Here is a 15,284-nt window from a genome sequence, read left to right as displayed (position 1 = left end):
GACTTCGGAGACCATCATGCCTGCAATTCAGCGCGGGATCCTGCCGGTGCCGATGCGCCCGGACCTGGAAACGATCGGCCTCGACCATCGCGTGGATTCGCCGGCATCCGTTTCGTTCCTGCTGCAGACGGGCGGCGACAGGCGCATCTGGCCGGACGCGATTACGCGGCGCAACCGCTATGGCACGCGCACCACCCCGGCGGACGACGAGATCTCATTCTCGTCGACGACGGCAAGCAACATTTCCCGCGAAGGGTTCCAGGCGGCCGGTGCCGAGCTCGCGCGTCTCATCGACATCGCGTCGCCTTCCCCTGTCGCCTCCGAGCAATGGTTCGCCGACATCCGGGACCGGATCGCCGGCAATCTCGGCTGCGCTGGCGCGCATGTGGTGCTCGCGGCATCCGGAACGGATGCGGAGCTTCTCGCTCTCTGCATGGTCGCGGGCGTCTCCAGGCGCCCCTTGACCAATGTGCTTGTCGCGCCCGATGAAACGGGAAACGGCGTTCCACGGGCGGCGGCAGGGTTCCACTATTCGGATTTGACCGCCCTCGGCAGCACCGTCGAGGCTGGTGCGCCGCTCGAGGGCTTGCCGCCGGACCGCATCGAGGTGCGCACGATCGCCATCCGCAACGAGACGGGCGAGCCTCGCCATCAGCATGACATCGATGCCGACATCATCGCCACCGTCGAGATGGAGCTGAGGCGGGATCGCGATGTCCTCGTCCATGTGCTCGATGCGTCCAAGACCGGGCTGCCGGCCGTAACCCGACAGGCGGCGCGCCACGTCGCGGCCCTTGCCCCGGGCCGGGTGCGGGTCATCGTCGACGCCTGCCAATTCCGCGGCTCGATCTCGCGCTTGAGGCAGGACCTCGCGGATGGTTTTCTGGTGGCCTTGACCGGATCCAAATTCGTCGCTGGCCCGCCTTTCTCCGGCGCTCTCCTCATCCCTGCGGCTTTTGCAGAGGGACTTGCCGCGAAATCCGACATTCCAGCGGGCCTTGCGGAATACAGCGCGGCGCAGGACTGGCCCGCCGCCCTTCGCCAACAGATGCGGTTCGGCTTCAAGTCGGAATTGAACCTGGGACTGGGGCTGCGCTGGGTCGCGGCGCTCGCCCATCTCGACCGCTACGCCGCGATCGACGAATCCCGGCAAAGCCTCGTCAAGGAGCAGTTTGTCCGCCTGGTGCGGTCTCGAATCGGTGCGGTGAAAGGCGTCTCGCTGCATCAGGATGATGAAGGCGACCACCTCGGCTCCCGTGCTATGGTCCCGTTGACCGTCATGAACGGGGCCGGCGCTTTCGCGTCGTTCGAGGAGTGCCAGAGCATCCAGCTGTCGATGCGCGGTCTCAACGGGGGGCCGATCTGCCATGTCGGGCAAGCCGTGCGGCTCGGTTCGCGCACGGTCCTCCGCGTTGCCGCCTCCGCTCCCGATGTGATCGGCGTTGCGCAGGCGATGTCGGCCGGACACTCGCTGCATCAGGCCTTCGCTCCGATGGAAGCCAGGCTCGACGTCTTCTTCCACAAACTGTCGGCGGTCCTTCATCATCGCGGAGGCGCCTGATGTCGCGGGCGATCGAGCAGGAGCGCGTGGCGGCAGCAGAAGCGGCCGACACCTCCGGCAGCCTTGATCCATCGGACTGGGATCAGTTTCGCGAGCTCGCGCACGGCTTGCTGGACGACATGATCACCCATGTCGAAACGATCAGGCAGAGACCGGTATGGCAGCGGCCCAGCGATGAGGCGCGCGCCAGGTTTGTCCGCCCGCTGCCGAAGCAGTCCAGCGAACTGGGCGATGTCCTGGACGATGTGCGCACGCACATCGTGCCGTTCGCCACCGGCAACCTGCATCCGGCGTTCATGGGGTGGGTCCATGGCGCGGGCACGCCGATCGGCATGGTCGCGGAAATCGTCGCCAGCGGCCTGAACATGAATTGCGGCGGCCGCGACCATGCCGGTCTCGTGGTCGAACAGCAGATCGTGCGCTGGATGAGCGAGGCGCTCGGCTACCCCGCTGGGGCAAACGGCCTGTTCCTCACCGGCTCGTCAATGGCAAACTTCGTCGCGGTGACGATCGCCAAGACCGAGGCGCTGGGTCAGTCCGTCCGCGAGACCGGGCTGCGCGACTGCGACCGCCAGCTGGTCGCCTATACATCGACCGAGGCCCATTCCTGCATCGCGCAGGCAATGCAGCTGTCCGGTATCGGATCGGCAAATCTGAGGACAGTCGCGGTCGACGATGCCGGGAGGATGCTGTCTGGCGCGCTGTGCGACACTATCGGGGAAGATCGGGCGGAAGGTTTCTTGCCGTTCCTGGTCGTCGGTACGGCGGGAACGGTAAATACCGGGGCGATCGATCCGCTGGCCGAAATTGCTGAAATCGCGTCCCGGGAGAAACTCTGGTTTCATGTCGACGGTGCGATCGGTGCGCTCGCCGTGCTGTCTGAATCCCTGCGCGGACTGTTCAGGGGCATCGAGAATTCGGCATCGGTGGCGCTCGATTTCCACAAATGGGGCCAGGTTCCCTACGATGCCGGCTTCCTGCTGGTGCGCGACGGCGATGCCCAGAAGCGCACGTTCGCGCAGCCGGCCGCCTATCTGCAGCGTGGTGACCGCGGACTCGCCGCCGGAGAAACCTGGCCCTGTGATCTCGGTCCGGACCTGTCGCGCGGGTTCCGCGCCTTGAAAACGTGGATGACGATCGAAGCGCTTGGAACCGATCGCATCGGCGGCTCGATAGCACACACATGCAGGCTCGCCCGCCATCTCGCCGAAACCCTGGAACGCCACCCTGCATTCCAGCTGAAAGCGCCCGTGGCGCTCAACATCGTCTGTTTCGGCATTCGCGGGGCGGACTCTGAATTCATCCGCGACCTGGTGCTGGATCTGCAGGAATCCGGCCTGGCCGCGCCTTCGTGGACGACCCTCAACGGCGAACTGGTGGTGCGCTGCGCCATCGTCAACCATCGCACGACAAAGGCCGACATCGACGGGTTCGTGGACACTCTCGACAGGTATCTGGCCGATCGCGGCTTTCATCCCGCCGCTGCACCGTCAATTCGCCATCGGTGATCGACGATGCCACGGCGCGAAGGGCTCTATCGGACCTGCCGGCCGGAGATCACCCTCAGCCACGGCGCTAGATGGAAAGCGCTCATCAGCAGATACATCGCCGGCATTCCGGTCAGGGTCGGGCCGGTCAGGGTCGGGCCGGTCAGGATTGGGCCGGTCAGCGGCGAGGCGCCCATGCACAGCATGGCTTCGTCACCCCCTTGAAGGCAGGAGAGCAAGGCCATCAGCGCGAAAGTGGGCGCCGCGGCGAGGCACAGCCAGTCGGCGATGCCGAGGGGCGCGGCATTTTCTTCGGGAGTCGCGCTGCCGATGCCGGAATGGGTATCGCTCATGGTCTTTTCCTTGGCGGTTGCGAGCAGTCGGAATATGGTTTCCTCGACCTGCCGAAGGGGAGAGGAAACCAAGCTGCATACCCCTCTACTTGTCGCCCTTGTCGCGGAAGGCGGCTTCGCCGGCGGCGGCCACTTCGGCCCATTTCTTGTCGGCTCCGGCCTCGTAATTGTCGTGCCAGTTCCACCAGCTGTAAAGCGGGGTCTGGGGGTAGCCTTCGGGCGAGTCCTCCCAGATCTCCTGGCGGCCGAGCGGCGTGGCGTCGAGATAGCTCCACACCGTGCCCATCGCCTCGTCGCCACGGTTGTTGATGAAATAGGTGCGGAAGATGCGCTCGCCGTCATGGATGAAGACATTATGGCCGTGCCATTCGTCGACGCCGAAATCCTTGTCGAAGCTGTCGGTGATTGTGTACCAGGGCATGTCCCAGCCCATCCGCGTCTTCAGCCGCGCAATGTCGGCCTGCGGGGCGCGCGAGGCGTAGGCAAGGGTGGTATCGCGGGCGTTGAGATGGGCGAGGTGGCCGACCTGGTCGGCGCCCAGCGAGCAGCCGCGGCAGGCGTGATCGGGCCAGCCATAGACGCCCGGCTCGAAGAAGGCGCGGTAGACGATCAGCTGGCGGCGGCCTTCGAACAGGTCGAGCAGGCTTGCCTTGCCATTAGGGCCTTCGAAGACATAGGCCTTGTCCACTTCCAGCCACGGCATGCGCCGGCGTTCGGCGGCGAGCGCGTCCTTGGCGCGCAGCGTCGCCTTTTCCTTCACCAGCATCTTTTCGTGCGCGGCGTCCCATTCCTGTCGTGAAACGATCGGCGGGGTCTTCATCGTCATGTGCTTGGTCATTGGTCTTCTCCTTTGTCAGTCATGGCGTCGTTGCGGGCTGTCGTTGCCTGGGCATCCTGAGCCATGGTGGAGCCGGGCGAAGCGGGCGATGCAAATGCAATGGCATCCGCATCCTCGGGTCCGGCACAGCAGGGGTGGCGCCGCGTGTGCGCGGTGCTGCCGTTGGTTGCGTCGGTGGACATTCAGTGTTCTCCGTTGTTGCGCCGCGCCGCCGATGCGGCTTGCTGCTTGGCTGCGGTGACTTAAGTTAGGGCGGTGCTTTGCGGGGGTGGGAGTTACAAGTGTGACGGGATTTGAATGGACTCGCTGATCACGGCGGCGGCGCTGGCACTGGCGGGAGGCGATCCGCTTGGCGCGCTTGACCGGGTCGCCTTGCGCGAGGACGCGCCGGCTCTGGCGTTGCGCGGCATCGCCATGGCGCAGCTCGGCGACTTCGAGCGCGCCAAGCAGCTGTTGCGGCGCGCCACGCGCGCCTTCGGCCCGAAAGAGGCTGTCGCGCGCGCCAGATGCGTCGTCGCCGAGGCCGAGATCGCCCTGGTCTCGCGCGACCTCGGTTGGCCGGCGAAGGCGCTCGACGCGGCGCGCGCGACGCTGGAAAAGCATGGCGACCGGCTGAACGCAGCGCATGCAGGCCACCTCAAGGTGCGGCGCCTGCTGCTGATCGGCCGTCTCGACGAGGCCGAGCATGTGCTGGCAGGGCTCGACCCGACGCCGCTTCCGCCGGCCGCCCGGGCCGCGCATGAGCTCGCGGTCGCCGGCATCGCCATGCGGCGCCTGCGGACCCGGCCGGCGCGCGCGGCGCTGGAATGGGCCCGTAACGCCGCCCGCCAGGCCGGCATTGCCGGCCTCATGGCGGAGGTCGACAGCGCATCCCTTGCCTTGGAGACACCCGCGGCAAAGCTGATCTCGCAAGGCACGGAGCGGCCGCTGCTGCTCGAAGAGGTCGAGACATTGCAGGGATCACCAGCGCTGATCGTCGACGCCTTCCGCTATACGGTGCGCAGCGGCGAGACAACGGTTTCGCTGGCGAGCCGGCCGGTGCTGTTCGCGCTGGCGCGTGCGCTCGCTGAAGCGTGGCCTGGGGATGTGTCGCGCGAGGAGCTCGTGGCGCGGGCCTTCGGCGGCAAGCATGCCGATGAATCGCACCGCGCCCGCCTGCGCGTCGAGATCGGCCGGCTGCGCGCCGAGCTTGGCGTGTTGGCGCATATCAACGCCACCAGGCGCGGCTTCACGCTGGCGCCGCTTCAGGCGCGCGCCGTGATGGTGCTGGCGCGGCCGATCGAGGAACGGCACGCGGCCGTGCTTGCCTTGCTTGCCGATGGCGAGGCCTGGTCGAGCTCGGCCCTGGCGCTGGCGCTCGGAACCAGCCAGCGCAGCGTGCAGCGGGCGCTCGAGCCGCTCGCCGAGGCCGGCAAGGTGCAGTTTTTCGGCCATGGCCGTGCGCGCCGCTGGATGACGCCACCGGTGGCGGGATTCACGACCACCTTGTTACTCCCGGCGCCGCTGCCGAACGGCTAGAACATGGTCCTGAAAAGTGGAATCCGTTTTGGGAACGGATCATCTTCCAAAGAAACGGACAGGGAAAATGACCACGGTTGAGGACCAGGACATGAAACATTCAGCGGCCGAAATCCTGCGCGAATACGGACCCTTTTCAGGGGTGGACCAGGTCGCGGGCGTGAGCTTCGACGGCAAGAATGTCTGGTTCGCCTCAGGCGACAGGCTGAACGCGTTCGATCCGGAAAGCGGGCAGACGCTGCGTTCGATCGACGTCGCCGCCCATGCAGGCACCGCCTATGACGGCCGGCATTTCTTCCAGCTAGCCGGCGACCGCATCCAGAAGATCGATCCCGATACTGGCGGGGTGCTCTCCACCATTCCGGCGCCAGGCGGCGGCCGCGACTCCGGGCTGACCTGGGCCGAGGGCACGCTCTGGGTCGGGCAGTACCGGGAGCGCAAGATCCACCAGATCGATCCCGAGAGCGGAAAAATCCTGCGCACGATCGAGTCCAACCGCTTCGTCACCGGGGTGACCTGGGTGGACGGCGAACTGTGGCACGCCACCTGGGAAGGCGACCAGAGCGATATCAGGCGCATCGATCCGGAGACCGGAAAGGTGCTCGAAAGGCTCGACATGCCGGCCGGCAAGAACGTGTCGGGGCTGGAATCCGATGGCGGCGACTGCTTCTTCTGCGGTAGCGGCCCCGCCGGCGTGGTGCGCGCGGTGCGCCGGCCGAGGTGAGGGTGCAGAGACAAAAGGGCGGACTACGAACCAGCGTCGCGTTCCTTCACACTCCCCTCTGTCAGGCAGGACAGAGGGGGTGCTTCGCGCCACTATCCACAATTGGCATAGTTACATCTCACGCGAATTTGCCGCCGGCGACTGGCCGTCGTCCCAGGTCGTGCCTAGATAGGCTGCGTCGGGCGATCGCCCGGACATTTCCTACGCAAAGGACCCCCCATCATGCCCGAACAAATCACGTTGAACGACGGCGCGACCATTCCTCAACTTGGCCTTGGCGTGTGGCAGGTCGATCATGACATCACCGCGCAGGTGGTGGGCTGGGCAATCAAGGCCGGCTACCGGCTGATCGACACGGCCGAGGGTTACCAGAACGAGGAAGGCGTCGGCGAGGCGATCCGTGGTGCCGCCGTGCCGAGAAGCGAGCTGTTCATCACCTCGAAGCTGCGCAACGGCGCGCACCAGCGCGACGCGGCACTTCGCGCCTTCGACGATACGATGACGAAGCTCGGCATCGAGCAGCTCGACCTCTTCCTCATCCACTGGCCGGTGCCCAGCCAGGACAAATATGTCGAGGCCTGGAAGACTCTGATCGAGCTGAAGCAGGCCGGCCGCATCAAATCGATCGGTGTTTCGAATTTCAACAAGGATCATCTGGAGCGCATCATCGGCGAAACCGGCGTGACGCCCGTCGTCAACCAGATCGAGCTGCATCCGCGTTTGCAGCAGCGCGCGCTGCGCGAGTTCCACGAAAGCCATGGTATCCATACCGAAAGCTGGAGCCCGCTCGGCAGCGGCCGGCTGATCGGCGACGCAACCCTGTCAGCCATCGCCAAAAAGCACGGCAAGTCGACGGCGCAGGTGATGATCCGCTGGCACCTGCAGCAAGGGTTGATCGTCATCCCGAAATCGATCCACCAGGACCGCATCGCGGCCAATTTCGATGTCTTCGACTTCGAACTGGACGCCCTGGATTTGAAGGCGATCGACGGCATGGATTCGCGCGACGGCCGGACGGGGCCGAACCCGGCGACGGCTGCATTTTTGTTCTGAGAGGGCGAAGCTGCCAATCTCCCCCCAAGTGGGGGAGATGTCCGGCAGGACAGAGGGGGGCGCGAAGGATCGCCAGCCTATTCCGTCGGTTCAGCCAATCCCGCTGTAATAACAATGTGCTGGCAAGCATTGTCGATGTCGCGGATCACATCTTCATTCCAGAACCGCAGCACAGTCCAGTCGTCTTGTTCCAGGCGTTTCGTCCTAAACGCGTCAGCCGCAGCAAGATCCGCATCGCCGTGCTGTGAACCATCGACTTCCACAATCAGTTTCTTCTCCGGACAGGCAAAGTCGACGATATAGCCGGCGATCGGGAATTGCCTGCGAAAGCCCAGGCCCATCAAACGATCCGCGCGAAGCTCGTTCCAAAGCCTCAACTCTGCGTCGGTCATGACCTTGCGCATCGATTTGACGTTTGCGCGGTTCTGTGGAGGCATGGGCGTATGCGGCATGGCTGTCCGGTCGGTTATTGATGCCGCGCTCTACGGCGCCCCCCTCTGTCCTGCCGGACATCTCCCCCACTTGGGGGGAGATCAGCAGCTCCGCCGATGGCCCTTAAATCCCCGAGCCGTCCAACTGCCCGGCGTCGTCGCCTTCCCAGGGGGCAGGCATGGAGGCGCGGGCGAGGTTGGCCGAGGGCAGGGGCATCCAGCATTTCAGCTCCGGCTCGGCATATTCGATGACGCGGCCCGGGGAAGAATCAGAGGCGCGCCAGCCCTCTTCGGCAAACTGGTCGGCGCGCGACCAGTAGGCGAGGTCGACTTCCGCCGGTCCCTGTTCGGAGGGACGGACCGTAACCAGGATCCGGCTGCCGTCCTTCGGCGCCGTCGACATGTGGCGCCACCGTTCGGGCTCGTCCATCGCATTTCCTCCTCGCACTTGCCTTGCGCAGTCCGGGCTGGCGGTGGGCATTGCCGGAACTGCCCTTCACATGAAGTGTCGCCTTGCGGTCCGGGCCGGTCAACCCCGGCTTTGCCCCGGACAACGGGTTTTGTGCGCCGTCGGCGCGGCGTCGGGGTATGGCAAGGATGAAAGGCGGCGACCGGCGCATACTTGTGGAGAGAACTTGAAAACGCCGGCCGCCATTTGGGGCGTTGGGGTGCATCACATTGGGGTCGCGATGCAGGGTCAGGCTACGCGGATGCCTGACGGCTTCAATCGGAACGCCGGCCCATGGTGAACAGGTGGTTACTATCCACAGGCTCTGCGGCGATCGGTCGGCTGCCCGCCAGTTCCGCCTGGCCTGCTGGCCTCCCCAGGGCAACTCACCGCTCCTCACGGGGCTGTGCGCAACGCGAAGCCTCTGCCCGGTGCGGCTCGACGCGCCGCGATGGGGTTGATAAGCCCGTCTGCGAAGGGAGAGCCTGAGTCGAGACATGACCGTTGCGATCGAGATGGGCCACACCACGGCGGGCGCACTGGCGAACCTTGATCTCGAGGAGCTGCTGGCGACCCGTCTTCTGGTGCAGGGCAATTCGGGCTCCGGCAAGTCGCATCTCTTGCGCCGGCTGCTGGAGCAGAGCGCGCCCTGGGTGCAGCAGACCATCGTCGATCCCGAAGGCGACTTCGTATCGCTGGGCGAACGTTATGGCCATCTGGTGATCGATGCCGAGGAGCATACCGAGCGCGGCCTGCAGGCGGCCGGCGAGCGGGCGCGTATCCATCGTGTCTCCACGGTGCTCAATCTCGAAGGGCTCGATGCCGAGAACCAGATGCGGCGGGCCGCCGCTTTCCTCGGTGGGCTGTTCGAGGTGGCGCGCGACCACTGGTATCCGATGCTGGTGGTGGTGGACGAGGCGCAGCTGTTCGCGCCGGCGGTGGCCGGTGAGGTGTCCGACGAGGCGCGCAAGCTTTCGCTCGGCGCCATGACCAATCTGATGTGCCGTGGCCGCAAGCGCGGGCTGGCCGGCATCATCGCCACACAGCGGCTGGCCAAGCTCGCCAAGAACGTCGCGGCCGAGGCGTCCAATTTCCTCATGGGCCGCACCTTCCTCGACATCGACATGGCGCGCGCGGCAGATCTCCTGGGCATGGAGCGGCGCCAGGCGGAAGCGTTTCGCGACCTGGAGCGCGGGCAGTTCATGGCGCTGGGGCCGGCGCTATCACGGCGGCCGCTCGGCCTGCGCATCGGCCCGACCGATACGAGCCCGCGCAACGGCACGCCGCGGCTGATGCCGCTGCCGGGGGCAGCGCTCGATGACGCGCGCGCGATCATCCTGGCGGCACCGCCGCCCGAGACGGTGCGCGCGCCGCGCCGGACGGCTTCGCCCGACCTGCTGGATCAATTGATGGCGGCGAAATCGGCGGCGCTGGAAATCCGGCCCGAGCCGATGGAACCGCCGATCAGCGCCGAGGATCTGGCGGAGCGGCGCGAGCGGGTCGACCGTGTGCTGCGCGCCATGCTGGCGGAGCCCGATGCGGGGTTTCGCGTCATCGGCGTGCTCTACCAGGAATTCGTCGTGCGCTGCCGCATCGAGGGGCTGGCTTCGGTGGTGCCTGATCTGCCCGCGTTCCGCCGCATGCTGACGCGCGCGCGTGCCGGGCTGGGGTCCGAGACCACCGAGGACGATGCGTGGCGCGACGTTTCGGTCCGCGCCTCCCTGCTGCCCGACGACATGCAGGGCGTGTTCATGATGATCGCGCGTGCGGCGAAAGAGGGCTGGCCGTGCCCGAGCGACGCCGCGATCGCCCGCGCCTATGGTTCGCACTCGCTGCGCCGAGCCCGGCGTCTCCTGACCTATATCGAGGAGCAGGGCCTGATCGTGTGCCAGGTCGATGGTACGGGAAAACGCACCGTGACGCTGGTTGAACTCGCCTGGGCGACGGCGCCGGGCGACCCCAATGCCGAGGAGGCGGAGCAGGGCAGCTTGGCGCTGTGAGGCGATTATGACGCGTTCAGCATCCGGCGGATCGCACAGACTGCCCGACGGCAATGTTGCCCGTCTGCGAGCCGGCTTCCGCAAGAGCTGGCGGAACGGCGCTGGCACGGCGGCGGTCCTGAGGTCGCTCATCGGCTTCCGGTGAGGGTGGCGCGGCCGCCAGTTGTCTCCAACGAGGCCGGACCAGGCCTGTTACATTAGCGAACGCTGATGAAATGGTGTATGGATGCGAAAGCGGTCCCCGGCGATCGCGGTGTCGGGCTCCGCTTCAAAAGATGGGAGGATGCCATGGCCGAAGCTGCAATGAACGTCACGAAACTGGAAGCCAAATCGCATGACAAACCGGACGAGGTGCGCTCGCCCGCCAAGACGCGCGTCGAGGTGGTGCGGCTGCCAGGCTACACGCTCGCGCGGATGAACATGGAGCCAGGCTGGCGATGGTCCGAATGCGTGAAGCCGGTGGTCAAGACCGACAGCTGCCAAGTCTCACATGTCGGCTATGTCGTGTCGGGGACAATCACGATCAAAATGAAGGACGGGACGCAAAAGACCTTCAGTGAAGGCATGTCCTACACGATCCCGCCCGGCCACGACGCCTGGGTGGAAGGCAAGGCACCGTTCCAGTGCATCGAAGTGCTGAGCGCCGAACAGTACGCCAAACCGGTCTAGGCTCGATCTGCGGATATGTCATCGCGTTCAGTCGCACTGGAAGGGCTATAGCGGCCAAAAGGACGACGCGCCGGTCAGACCAATTCGGCCAGCACGGAACTTGGTCGGCCGGCGCCTGGGCTTGGTAAGTGGCCCAAGCCATAAACCAGCGCGAGCGCGGTCTCGGTGCCGATGGCTCGCACCTTGGTAAGCCACGCTTTTTATTAGCATTATGAAACCAATGTGGTCGGCCGTCGTTGAGGGGCGCGAGGGCAATCATGACCGATCTCAGCGCCAAAGTCGCCAAGGACCAAAGCAACGTCTTGGCAAAAGGACCATTTCAGCGCCTCCTGCGGACCATCGGCCCGGGTTTCATCACCGGCGCCTCCGACGACGATCCCTCAGGCATCGGCACCTACAGCCAGGCTGGAGCGCAACTCGGGTTCTCTATCAGCTGGACGCTTCTCTTCACTTTCCCTCTCATGGCGGCGATCCAGGAGATAGCGGCGCGGTTAGGCCGAACCACGGGGCGGGGCATATCCGGCAATCTCTGCCGGCACTACCCGGTTTCGCTATCGTGGTTTGTCGTTACGCTGGTGTTTGTCGCCAACGTCGTCAACATCGGGGCTGATCTCAGCGCCATGGGCGACGCTCTAAAGCTCCTGGTTGGTGGCCCGAGCTCGCTTTATGTCGTCCTTTTCGGTGCGATTTGCATCTCGGCGATCGTGTTCCTGAACTATTCGAAATACGTCACCGTCCTCAAATGGACGACACTCAGCCTGTTCGCTTATGTCGGTGCCCTTTTCCTCGCGCATGTACCATGGGGTGAGGCGGCAAGCGGCATTCTGATTCCCCGCATAAGCTGGAACGAGACCTTTTTCACGACGCTGCTTGCAATCCTGGGCACGACCATTTCGCCTTATCTGTTCTTCTGGCAAGCCTCGGAAGAAGTCGAGGAACAGCAACTCGATCCCAAGGCCAAGCCACTCCGTTGGGCGCCTTGGCAGGCCTCGCCGGCGTTTTCACGCATCCGCGCCGACACGCTGATGGGAATGGCCTTCTCGAATCTGATCGCGATCGCCATTGTCATCACCAGTGCCGCAACCCTGCATAAGGCCGGGGTGACGGATATCGGTTCTTCGACAGACGCCGCAAAGGCCTTGGAGCCGGTGGCCGGCCGTTTCGCATTCGTAATCTTTGCCGCTGGAATCATCGGCACCGGGCTGCTCGCCGTGCCTGTCCTCGCAGGCTCAGCCGCCTATGCGGTGGGCGAAGCTTTTCGCTGGCCAGTCGGTCTTGAGCGCCGGCCCAAGGAAGCTGTCGCCTTCTACGCCACCCTGGCGAGCGCCGGGGCCTTGGGGATGGGGATCACGTTTACACCGATCGACCCCATCAAGGCGCTTTACTGGAGTGCCGTGATCAATGGCGTCTGTGCGGTGCCGGTGATGGCGGTCATGATGCAGATGACGCATCGCCGGGAGATCATGGGAGAATTCCCCGTGCAAGGCTGGCTACGCGCGCTTGGATGGTTATCCACGCTGGTCATGTCGCTCTGTGTCCTGGGTTTGGTCTTGCAATGGGTGCTCTGAGCTTCTCGCCATGGTGAGGCGACTCGATCAGTTCCCGCCAATCGGATCGAGCAAGCCGAAGATCGAGACGAGCAAGATCGCGGCAAGGCCGAGGCCTATCTCGGCCAGCGTGCCTGTCCGGATTGCGGCGAGGGCGGAGGCGCGATGTCGGCCGAGGCGTGGCACGAACCAATAGCGGTTGAGGATCGCTGCCACCGTCATGAGGAAGACGACGACGATCTTTGCCGTCAGCAGCGCCCGGTAGGTAGGGGAGATGCCGAGTGGCCAGCCGACGATGAACAGGCTATTGCCGATGCCGGACAGGATCGCAAGCGCGACAGCCCAGTGGCCGGCAGTCGAGAAGCGGCGCAGCGCCACCGTCGCGTCGGCCTTGAAGGGCGGCTGGCCGAATTGCGCGAGCACAATGAGCAGCGGCGGCAGCGCGCCTATCCATGCGCCGGCGGCAAGCACGTGCAGGACGTCGTTGAGCGGATGAACAACGCCTTGCCAGCCGTCCTGCATGACCGCATGTCCGCTGAAGGCGAGCGCCGCCAGACAGAGCGCTGCCGCGCCGGCGGTCGCCGCCGTCTTGAAGCGGGCAGGAGACAATTGCGAAAAGACAAGGATGACGACAGCCGCGAGCTGCGCCAGCCATGCCGTCCCGACGCTGGTCGTCATCAGCACATCGGTCAGTACCCGCCCGTTCACCGCATCGGTCCAGCCGTCGCCGATCATGGCGGTCTGGATCGGCAGGGCGAGAAGCGTGGTGGCCAGCGCAAGCCCGACCGCAACGAGGCGGGAACCAGCCAGCCGGTCGGCGATCGGCCCGGCCAGGCGCCGAGGCACAAGCGCCGCAAGGTAGCCGAAGCCGCCCCAGAGCATCATCAGCGCCGCATCGTGAACGAAGCGGCAGGCCATGAGGAAAGTGTCCGGCATCATCGGGCGGCCGGGGGAGGCAACATTGGGCGGTCCGTCATCACGAAAGCGAAAAGAGGGGGCATGATCGTGGGCCCCTTTGATCGATCACGGCTTCACGGTGAACTTGTAGTCGCCATGCGTCTTGTGGCCGTCCCGCGACAGCGCATGCCACTCGACCTTGTAGGTGCCGGCGGCGAGCCCGGCGGGAAGATCGACCATGAACGTCTTGTCGCCGTCCATCAGCATGTCGCCGTCGGTCTCGACTTGCTTCTTGTCCGGTCCGGTGACGTTTACGCCGGTGAACTTCAGGTTGAGCTCCTCGCTGAATTTGAGATCAAGTTCGGTAGGAGCATCTTTCACCGTGCCGTTTATCGGCGGCTGGGCAGCTTCCAGATGGGCATGGGCACAGGCGGTGCTCGAAAGCGTGGCGGAGGCGGCGATGAAAGCAGCTGCGAGCAAGATGTTGCGCATGGATCTGTTCCTTGGTGTCCTAAGAACGGGATAACGCGACATTTCCAAGCCCAAGAGCAAGGCATTTAAGGCCAAGGCGTCAAACAAACGCGTGATCCGGGCCTGCACCGCCCCTCGCGAATTGCAGCCATCGGGCGGCAGGTGTCGGCTTCCGGCTCGAATCAGCCGTTTGTTCTCTATCGCTCCTCCACAATCCGCAGATACGCCGCCGTCACGAACAGCACGATCAGCCCGAACAGGATCCGTCTCGCACCTTCCGGCATCTGCAAGATCGTCAGCAGCGTCGTCAAAACGGTCAGGATGAGTGCGCCGATGATGGTGCCGGTGTAGCCGCCGCGGCCGCCGAAGATGGAGGTGCCGCCGATCACCGCGGCGGCGACCGAGGGCAGAACCAGCGGTTCGGCGAGCGACAGGGACGGGGCCTTGATCAGGCCGATATAGAGCAGGCCGGTTATGCCGGCGAGCACGCTCGAGGTGATGTAGAGCGCGGTGATCACCTGCCAGTATTGCACGCCGGAGAGGCGCGTGGCGTGCTCATTGTCGCCGACGGCGTAGAGCAGACGGCCGAAGCCGGTGCGCGCCAGCGTGAAGACGATGAGGGCGGCCAGCGGCACGTATAGCAGCAGGGCGTTTGGGAAACCCCAGGTGACGCCGGTGCCCAGCCAGTTGAGGAAATCCGGTATCCTGGCGCCCGACGCGATCACCGTGCGCTGGTAGACCTGCAGGCAGCCGGTGCCGATCAGGCTGGTGCCCAGCGTCATGATCAGCGGGTGGACGCGGAAGACGCCGACGCCGATGCCGTTGACCAGGCCGATCAGCACCGCCGGCATCATCGCCAGCAGGAACGCCACGGCAGGGTCCTGGTTGACGATTTGCGTCGCCATGATGAAGGCGCTCATCGTCGCCACGGTGCCCACCGACAGGTCGATGCCGCCGGTCAGCATGGTCATGGTCTGGCAGCCGGCGAGGATCGCCAGCGGAATGGCGAATTTGATGGTGTTGGCGATCCAGCGCTCGTTGACGATGCCGGGGCGCAGGATCTGCAGGATCACCACCAGGATGACGAGCAGGATGACCAGCGGGACCAGCGGCCGGTCGGCCATGAAGCGCTTTATCCGGCGGCCAAAGGGAACGGGCTGGGGCGTGATCGCGGTGGTGCTCATGCGGCGGCTCCTGTTCGCGATTAGGTTGGGCCGATGGTGTTCTTGGAGGAAGGCGCTCTACGGCGCCCCCCTCTGTCCTGCCGGACATCTCCCCCACCAGGGG

At 65.2% G+C, this 15,284-nt stretch carries 16 protein-coding genes; 8 read left to right on the top strand and 8 right to left on the bottom strand.

Translation table 11 applies throughout. The features are described 5' to 3' along the window. Positions 1–16 precede the first annotated feature (16 nt). Together FJ934_RS21065 and FJ934_RS21060 are read left to right on the top strand one after the other, a co-directional pair. A complete protein-coding gene (locus tag FJ934_RS21065) occupies positions 17–1,561 on the top strand; it encodes a hypothetical protein (RefSeq protein ID WP_140612019.1) in 1,545 nt (514 codons plus the stop codon). Beyond that, positions 1,561–3,069, top strand: a complete 1,509-nt coding sequence (locus FJ934_RS21060; RefSeq protein WP_140612017.1) for a pyridoxal-dependent decarboxylase — start codon at positions 1,561–1,563, stop codon at positions 3,067–3,069. Before FJ934_RS21065 ends, FJ934_RS21060 begins: the two co-directional genes overlap by 1 nt. Before the next feature lie 26 nt (positions 3,070–3,095). Here the strand turns inward: FJ934_RS21060 and FJ934_RS21055 are convergent, their stop codons facing one another. From FJ934_RS21055 to FJ934_RS21045, 3 genes are all read right to left on the bottom strand, one after another. Then, positions 3,096–3,401 (bottom strand): hypothetical protein, encoded by a 306-nt coding sequence (locus FJ934_RS21055; protein WP_140612015.1) that lies wholly within the window; start codon positions 3,399–3,401, stop codon positions 3,096–3,098. 85 nt (positions 3,402–3,486) lie between these two features. Next, positions 3,487–4,239, bottom strand: coding sequence for a thioredoxin family protein (locus FJ934_RS21050; protein WP_140612013.1), 753 nt, complete (start codon positions 4,237–4,239; stop codon positions 3,487–3,489). Further along, entirely contained in the window at positions 4,236–4,421 is a 186-nt protein-coding gene (locus FJ934_RS21045; protein WP_140612011.1) for a hypothetical protein, read from the bottom strand. Before FJ934_RS21045 ends, FJ934_RS21050 begins: the two co-directional genes overlap by 4 nt. A gap of 115 nt (positions 4,422–4,536) precedes the next feature. On the opposite strand from FJ934_RS21045, the gene FJ934_RS21040 reads away from it, so the two are divergent. From FJ934_RS21040 to FJ934_RS21030, 3 genes are all read left to right on the top strand, one after another. Beyond that, positions 4,537–5,757, top strand: coding sequence for a helix-turn-helix domain-containing protein (locus FJ934_RS21040; RefSeq protein WP_140612009.1), 1,221 nt, complete (start codon positions 4,537–4,539; stop codon positions 5,755–5,757). Positions 5,758–5,848: 91 nt separating this feature from the next. Beyond that, positions 5,849–6,481 (top strand): PQQ-binding-like beta-propeller repeat protein, encoded by a 633-nt coding sequence (locus FJ934_RS21035; protein ID WP_140612006.1) that lies wholly within the window; start codon positions 5,849–5,851, stop codon positions 6,479–6,481. A 222-nt stretch (positions 6,482–6,703) separates the two neighbouring features. Beyond that, on the top strand, positions 6,704–7,534 hold the full coding sequence (locus FJ934_RS21030; RefSeq protein WP_140612004.1) for an aldo/keto reductase: 831 nt from the start codon (positions 6,704–6,706) through the stop codon (positions 7,532–7,534). 77 nt (positions 7,535–7,611) lie between these two features. On the opposite strand, the gene FJ934_RS21025 is transcribed toward FJ934_RS21030, so the two are convergent. Both FJ934_RS21025 and FJ934_RS21020 read right to left on the bottom strand, forming a co-directional pair. Continuing rightward, the gene (locus FJ934_RS21025) at positions 7,612–7,986 is read right to left on the bottom strand and encodes an endonuclease domain-containing protein (protein WP_140612001.1); all 375 of its coding nucleotides are present in this window, start codon (positions 7,984–7,986) and stop codon (positions 7,612–7,614) included. A gap of 103 nt (positions 7,987–8,089) precedes the next feature. Next, positions 8,090–8,395, bottom strand: coding sequence for a hypothetical protein (locus tag FJ934_RS21020; RefSeq protein ID WP_140611998.1), 306 nt, complete (start codon positions 8,393–8,395; stop codon positions 8,090–8,092). 515 nt (positions 8,396–8,910) lie between these two features. Here FJ934_RS21020 and FJ934_RS21015 point away from each other — a divergent pair. The 3 genes from FJ934_RS21015 (at position 8,911) to FJ934_RS21005 (ending at position 12,650) form a co-directional block, all read left to right on the top strand. Continuing rightward, entirely contained in the window at positions 8,911–10,413 is a 1,503-nt protein-coding gene (locus FJ934_RS21015; RefSeq protein WP_140611995.1) for an ATP-binding protein, read from the top strand. 288 nt (positions 10,414–10,701) lie between these two features. After that, entirely contained in the window at positions 10,702–11,082 is a 381-nt protein-coding gene (locus tag FJ934_RS21010) for a cupin domain-containing protein (RefSeq protein WP_140611992.1), read from the top strand. A 257-nt stretch (positions 11,083–11,339) separates the two neighbouring features. After that, positions 11,340–12,650, top strand: a complete 1,311-nt coding sequence (locus tag FJ934_RS21005) for a divalent metal cation transporter (RefSeq protein ID WP_140611990.1) — start codon at positions 11,340–11,342, stop codon at positions 12,648–12,650. A 27-nt stretch (positions 12,651–12,677) separates the two neighbouring features. Here the strand turns inward: FJ934_RS21005 and copD are convergent, their stop codons facing one another. The 3 genes from copD to FJ934_RS20990 form a co-directional block, all read right to left on the bottom strand. After that, a complete protein-coding gene (gene copD / locus FJ934_RS21000; RefSeq protein WP_140611987.1) occupies positions 12,678–13,568 on the bottom strand; it encodes a copper homeostasis membrane protein CopD in 891 nt (296 codons plus the stop codon). 84 nt (positions 13,569–13,652) lie between these two features. Beyond that, a complete protein-coding gene (copC, locus tag FJ934_RS20995; RefSeq protein WP_140611984.1) occupies positions 13,653–14,018 on the bottom strand; it encodes a copper homeostasis periplasmic binding protein CopC in 366 nt (121 codons plus the stop codon). A gap of 176 nt (positions 14,019–14,194) precedes the next feature. Beyond that, positions 14,195–15,181 (bottom strand): ABC transporter permease, encoded by a 987-nt coding sequence (locus FJ934_RS20990; RefSeq protein WP_140611981.1) that lies wholly within the window; start codon positions 15,179–15,181, stop codon positions 14,195–14,197. Positions 15,182–15,284: the final 103 nt, after the last annotated feature.

Origin of the sequence: Mesorhizobium sp. B2-4-12 (genome assembly GCF_006441575.1) — a bacterium.
Classification (GTDB): domain Bacteria; phylum Pseudomonadota; class Alphaproteobacteria; order Rhizobiales; family Rhizobiaceae; genus Mesorhizobium.
This window is presented reverse-complemented; position numbering and strand designations above follow the sequence as displayed.

What these genes read in the sequence shown, in the direction of transcription:
- FJ934_RS21065 (WP_140612019.1), top strand. Translation starts at nt 17, where the DNA reads ATGCCTGCAATTCAGCGCGGGATCCTGCCGGTGCCGATGCGCCCGGAC.
- FJ934_RS21060 (WP_140612017.1), top strand. Translation starts at nt 1,561, where the DNA reads ATGTCGCGGGCGATCGAGCAGGAGCGCGTGGCGGCAGCAGAAGCGGCC.
- FJ934_RS21055 (WP_140612015.1), bottom strand. Translation starts at nt 3,401, where the DNA reads ATGAGCGATACCCATTCCGGCATCGGCAGCGCGACTCCCGAAGAAAAT.
- FJ934_RS21050 (WP_140612013.1), bottom strand. Translation starts at nt 4,239, where the DNA reads ATGACCAAGCACATGACGATGAAGACCCCGCCGATCGTTTCACGACAG.
- FJ934_RS21045 (WP_140612011.1), bottom strand. Translation starts at nt 4,421, where the DNA reads ATGTCCACCGACGCAACCAACGGCAGCACCGCGCACACGCGGCGCCAC.
- FJ934_RS21040 (WP_140612009.1), top strand. Translation starts at nt 4,537, where the DNA reads ATGGACTCGCTGATCACGGCGGCGGCGCTGGCACTGGCGGGAGGCGAT.
- FJ934_RS21035 (WP_140612006.1), top strand. Translation starts at nt 5,849, where the DNA reads ATGAAACATTCAGCGGCCGAAATCCTGCGCGAATACGGACCCTTTTCA.
- FJ934_RS21030 (WP_140612004.1), top strand. Translation starts at nt 6,704, where the DNA reads ATGCCCGAACAAATCACGTTGAACGACGGCGCGACCATTCCTCAACTT.
- FJ934_RS21025 (WP_140612001.1), bottom strand. Translation starts at nt 7,986, where the DNA reads ATGCCGCATACGCCCATGCCTCCACAGAACCGCGCAAACGTCAAATCG.
- FJ934_RS21020 (WP_140611998.1), bottom strand. Translation starts at nt 8,395, where the DNA reads ATGGACGAGCCCGAACGGTGGCGCCACATGTCGACGGCGCCGAAGGAC.
- FJ934_RS21015 (WP_140611995.1), top strand. Translation starts at nt 8,911, where the DNA reads ATGACCGTTGCGATCGAGATGGGCCACACCACGGCGGGCGCACTGGCG.
- FJ934_RS21010 (WP_140611992.1), top strand. Translation starts at nt 10,702, where the DNA reads ATGGCCGAAGCTGCAATGAACGTCACGAAACTGGAAGCCAAATCGCAT.
- FJ934_RS21005 (WP_140611990.1), top strand. Translation starts at nt 11,340, where the DNA reads ATGACCGATCTCAGCGCCAAAGTCGCCAAGGACCAAAGCAACGTCTTG.
- copD (WP_140611987.1), bottom strand. Translation starts at nt 13,568, where the DNA reads ATGATGCCGGACACTTTCCTCATGGCCTGCCGCTTCGTTCACGATGCG.
- copC (WP_140611984.1), bottom strand. Translation starts at nt 14,018, where the DNA reads ATGCGCAACATCTTGCTCGCAGCTGCTTTCATCGCCGCCTCCGCCACG.
- FJ934_RS20990 (WP_140611981.1), bottom strand. Translation starts at nt 15,181, where the DNA reads ATGAGCACCACCGCGATCACGCCCCAGCCCGTTCCCTTTGGCCGCCGG.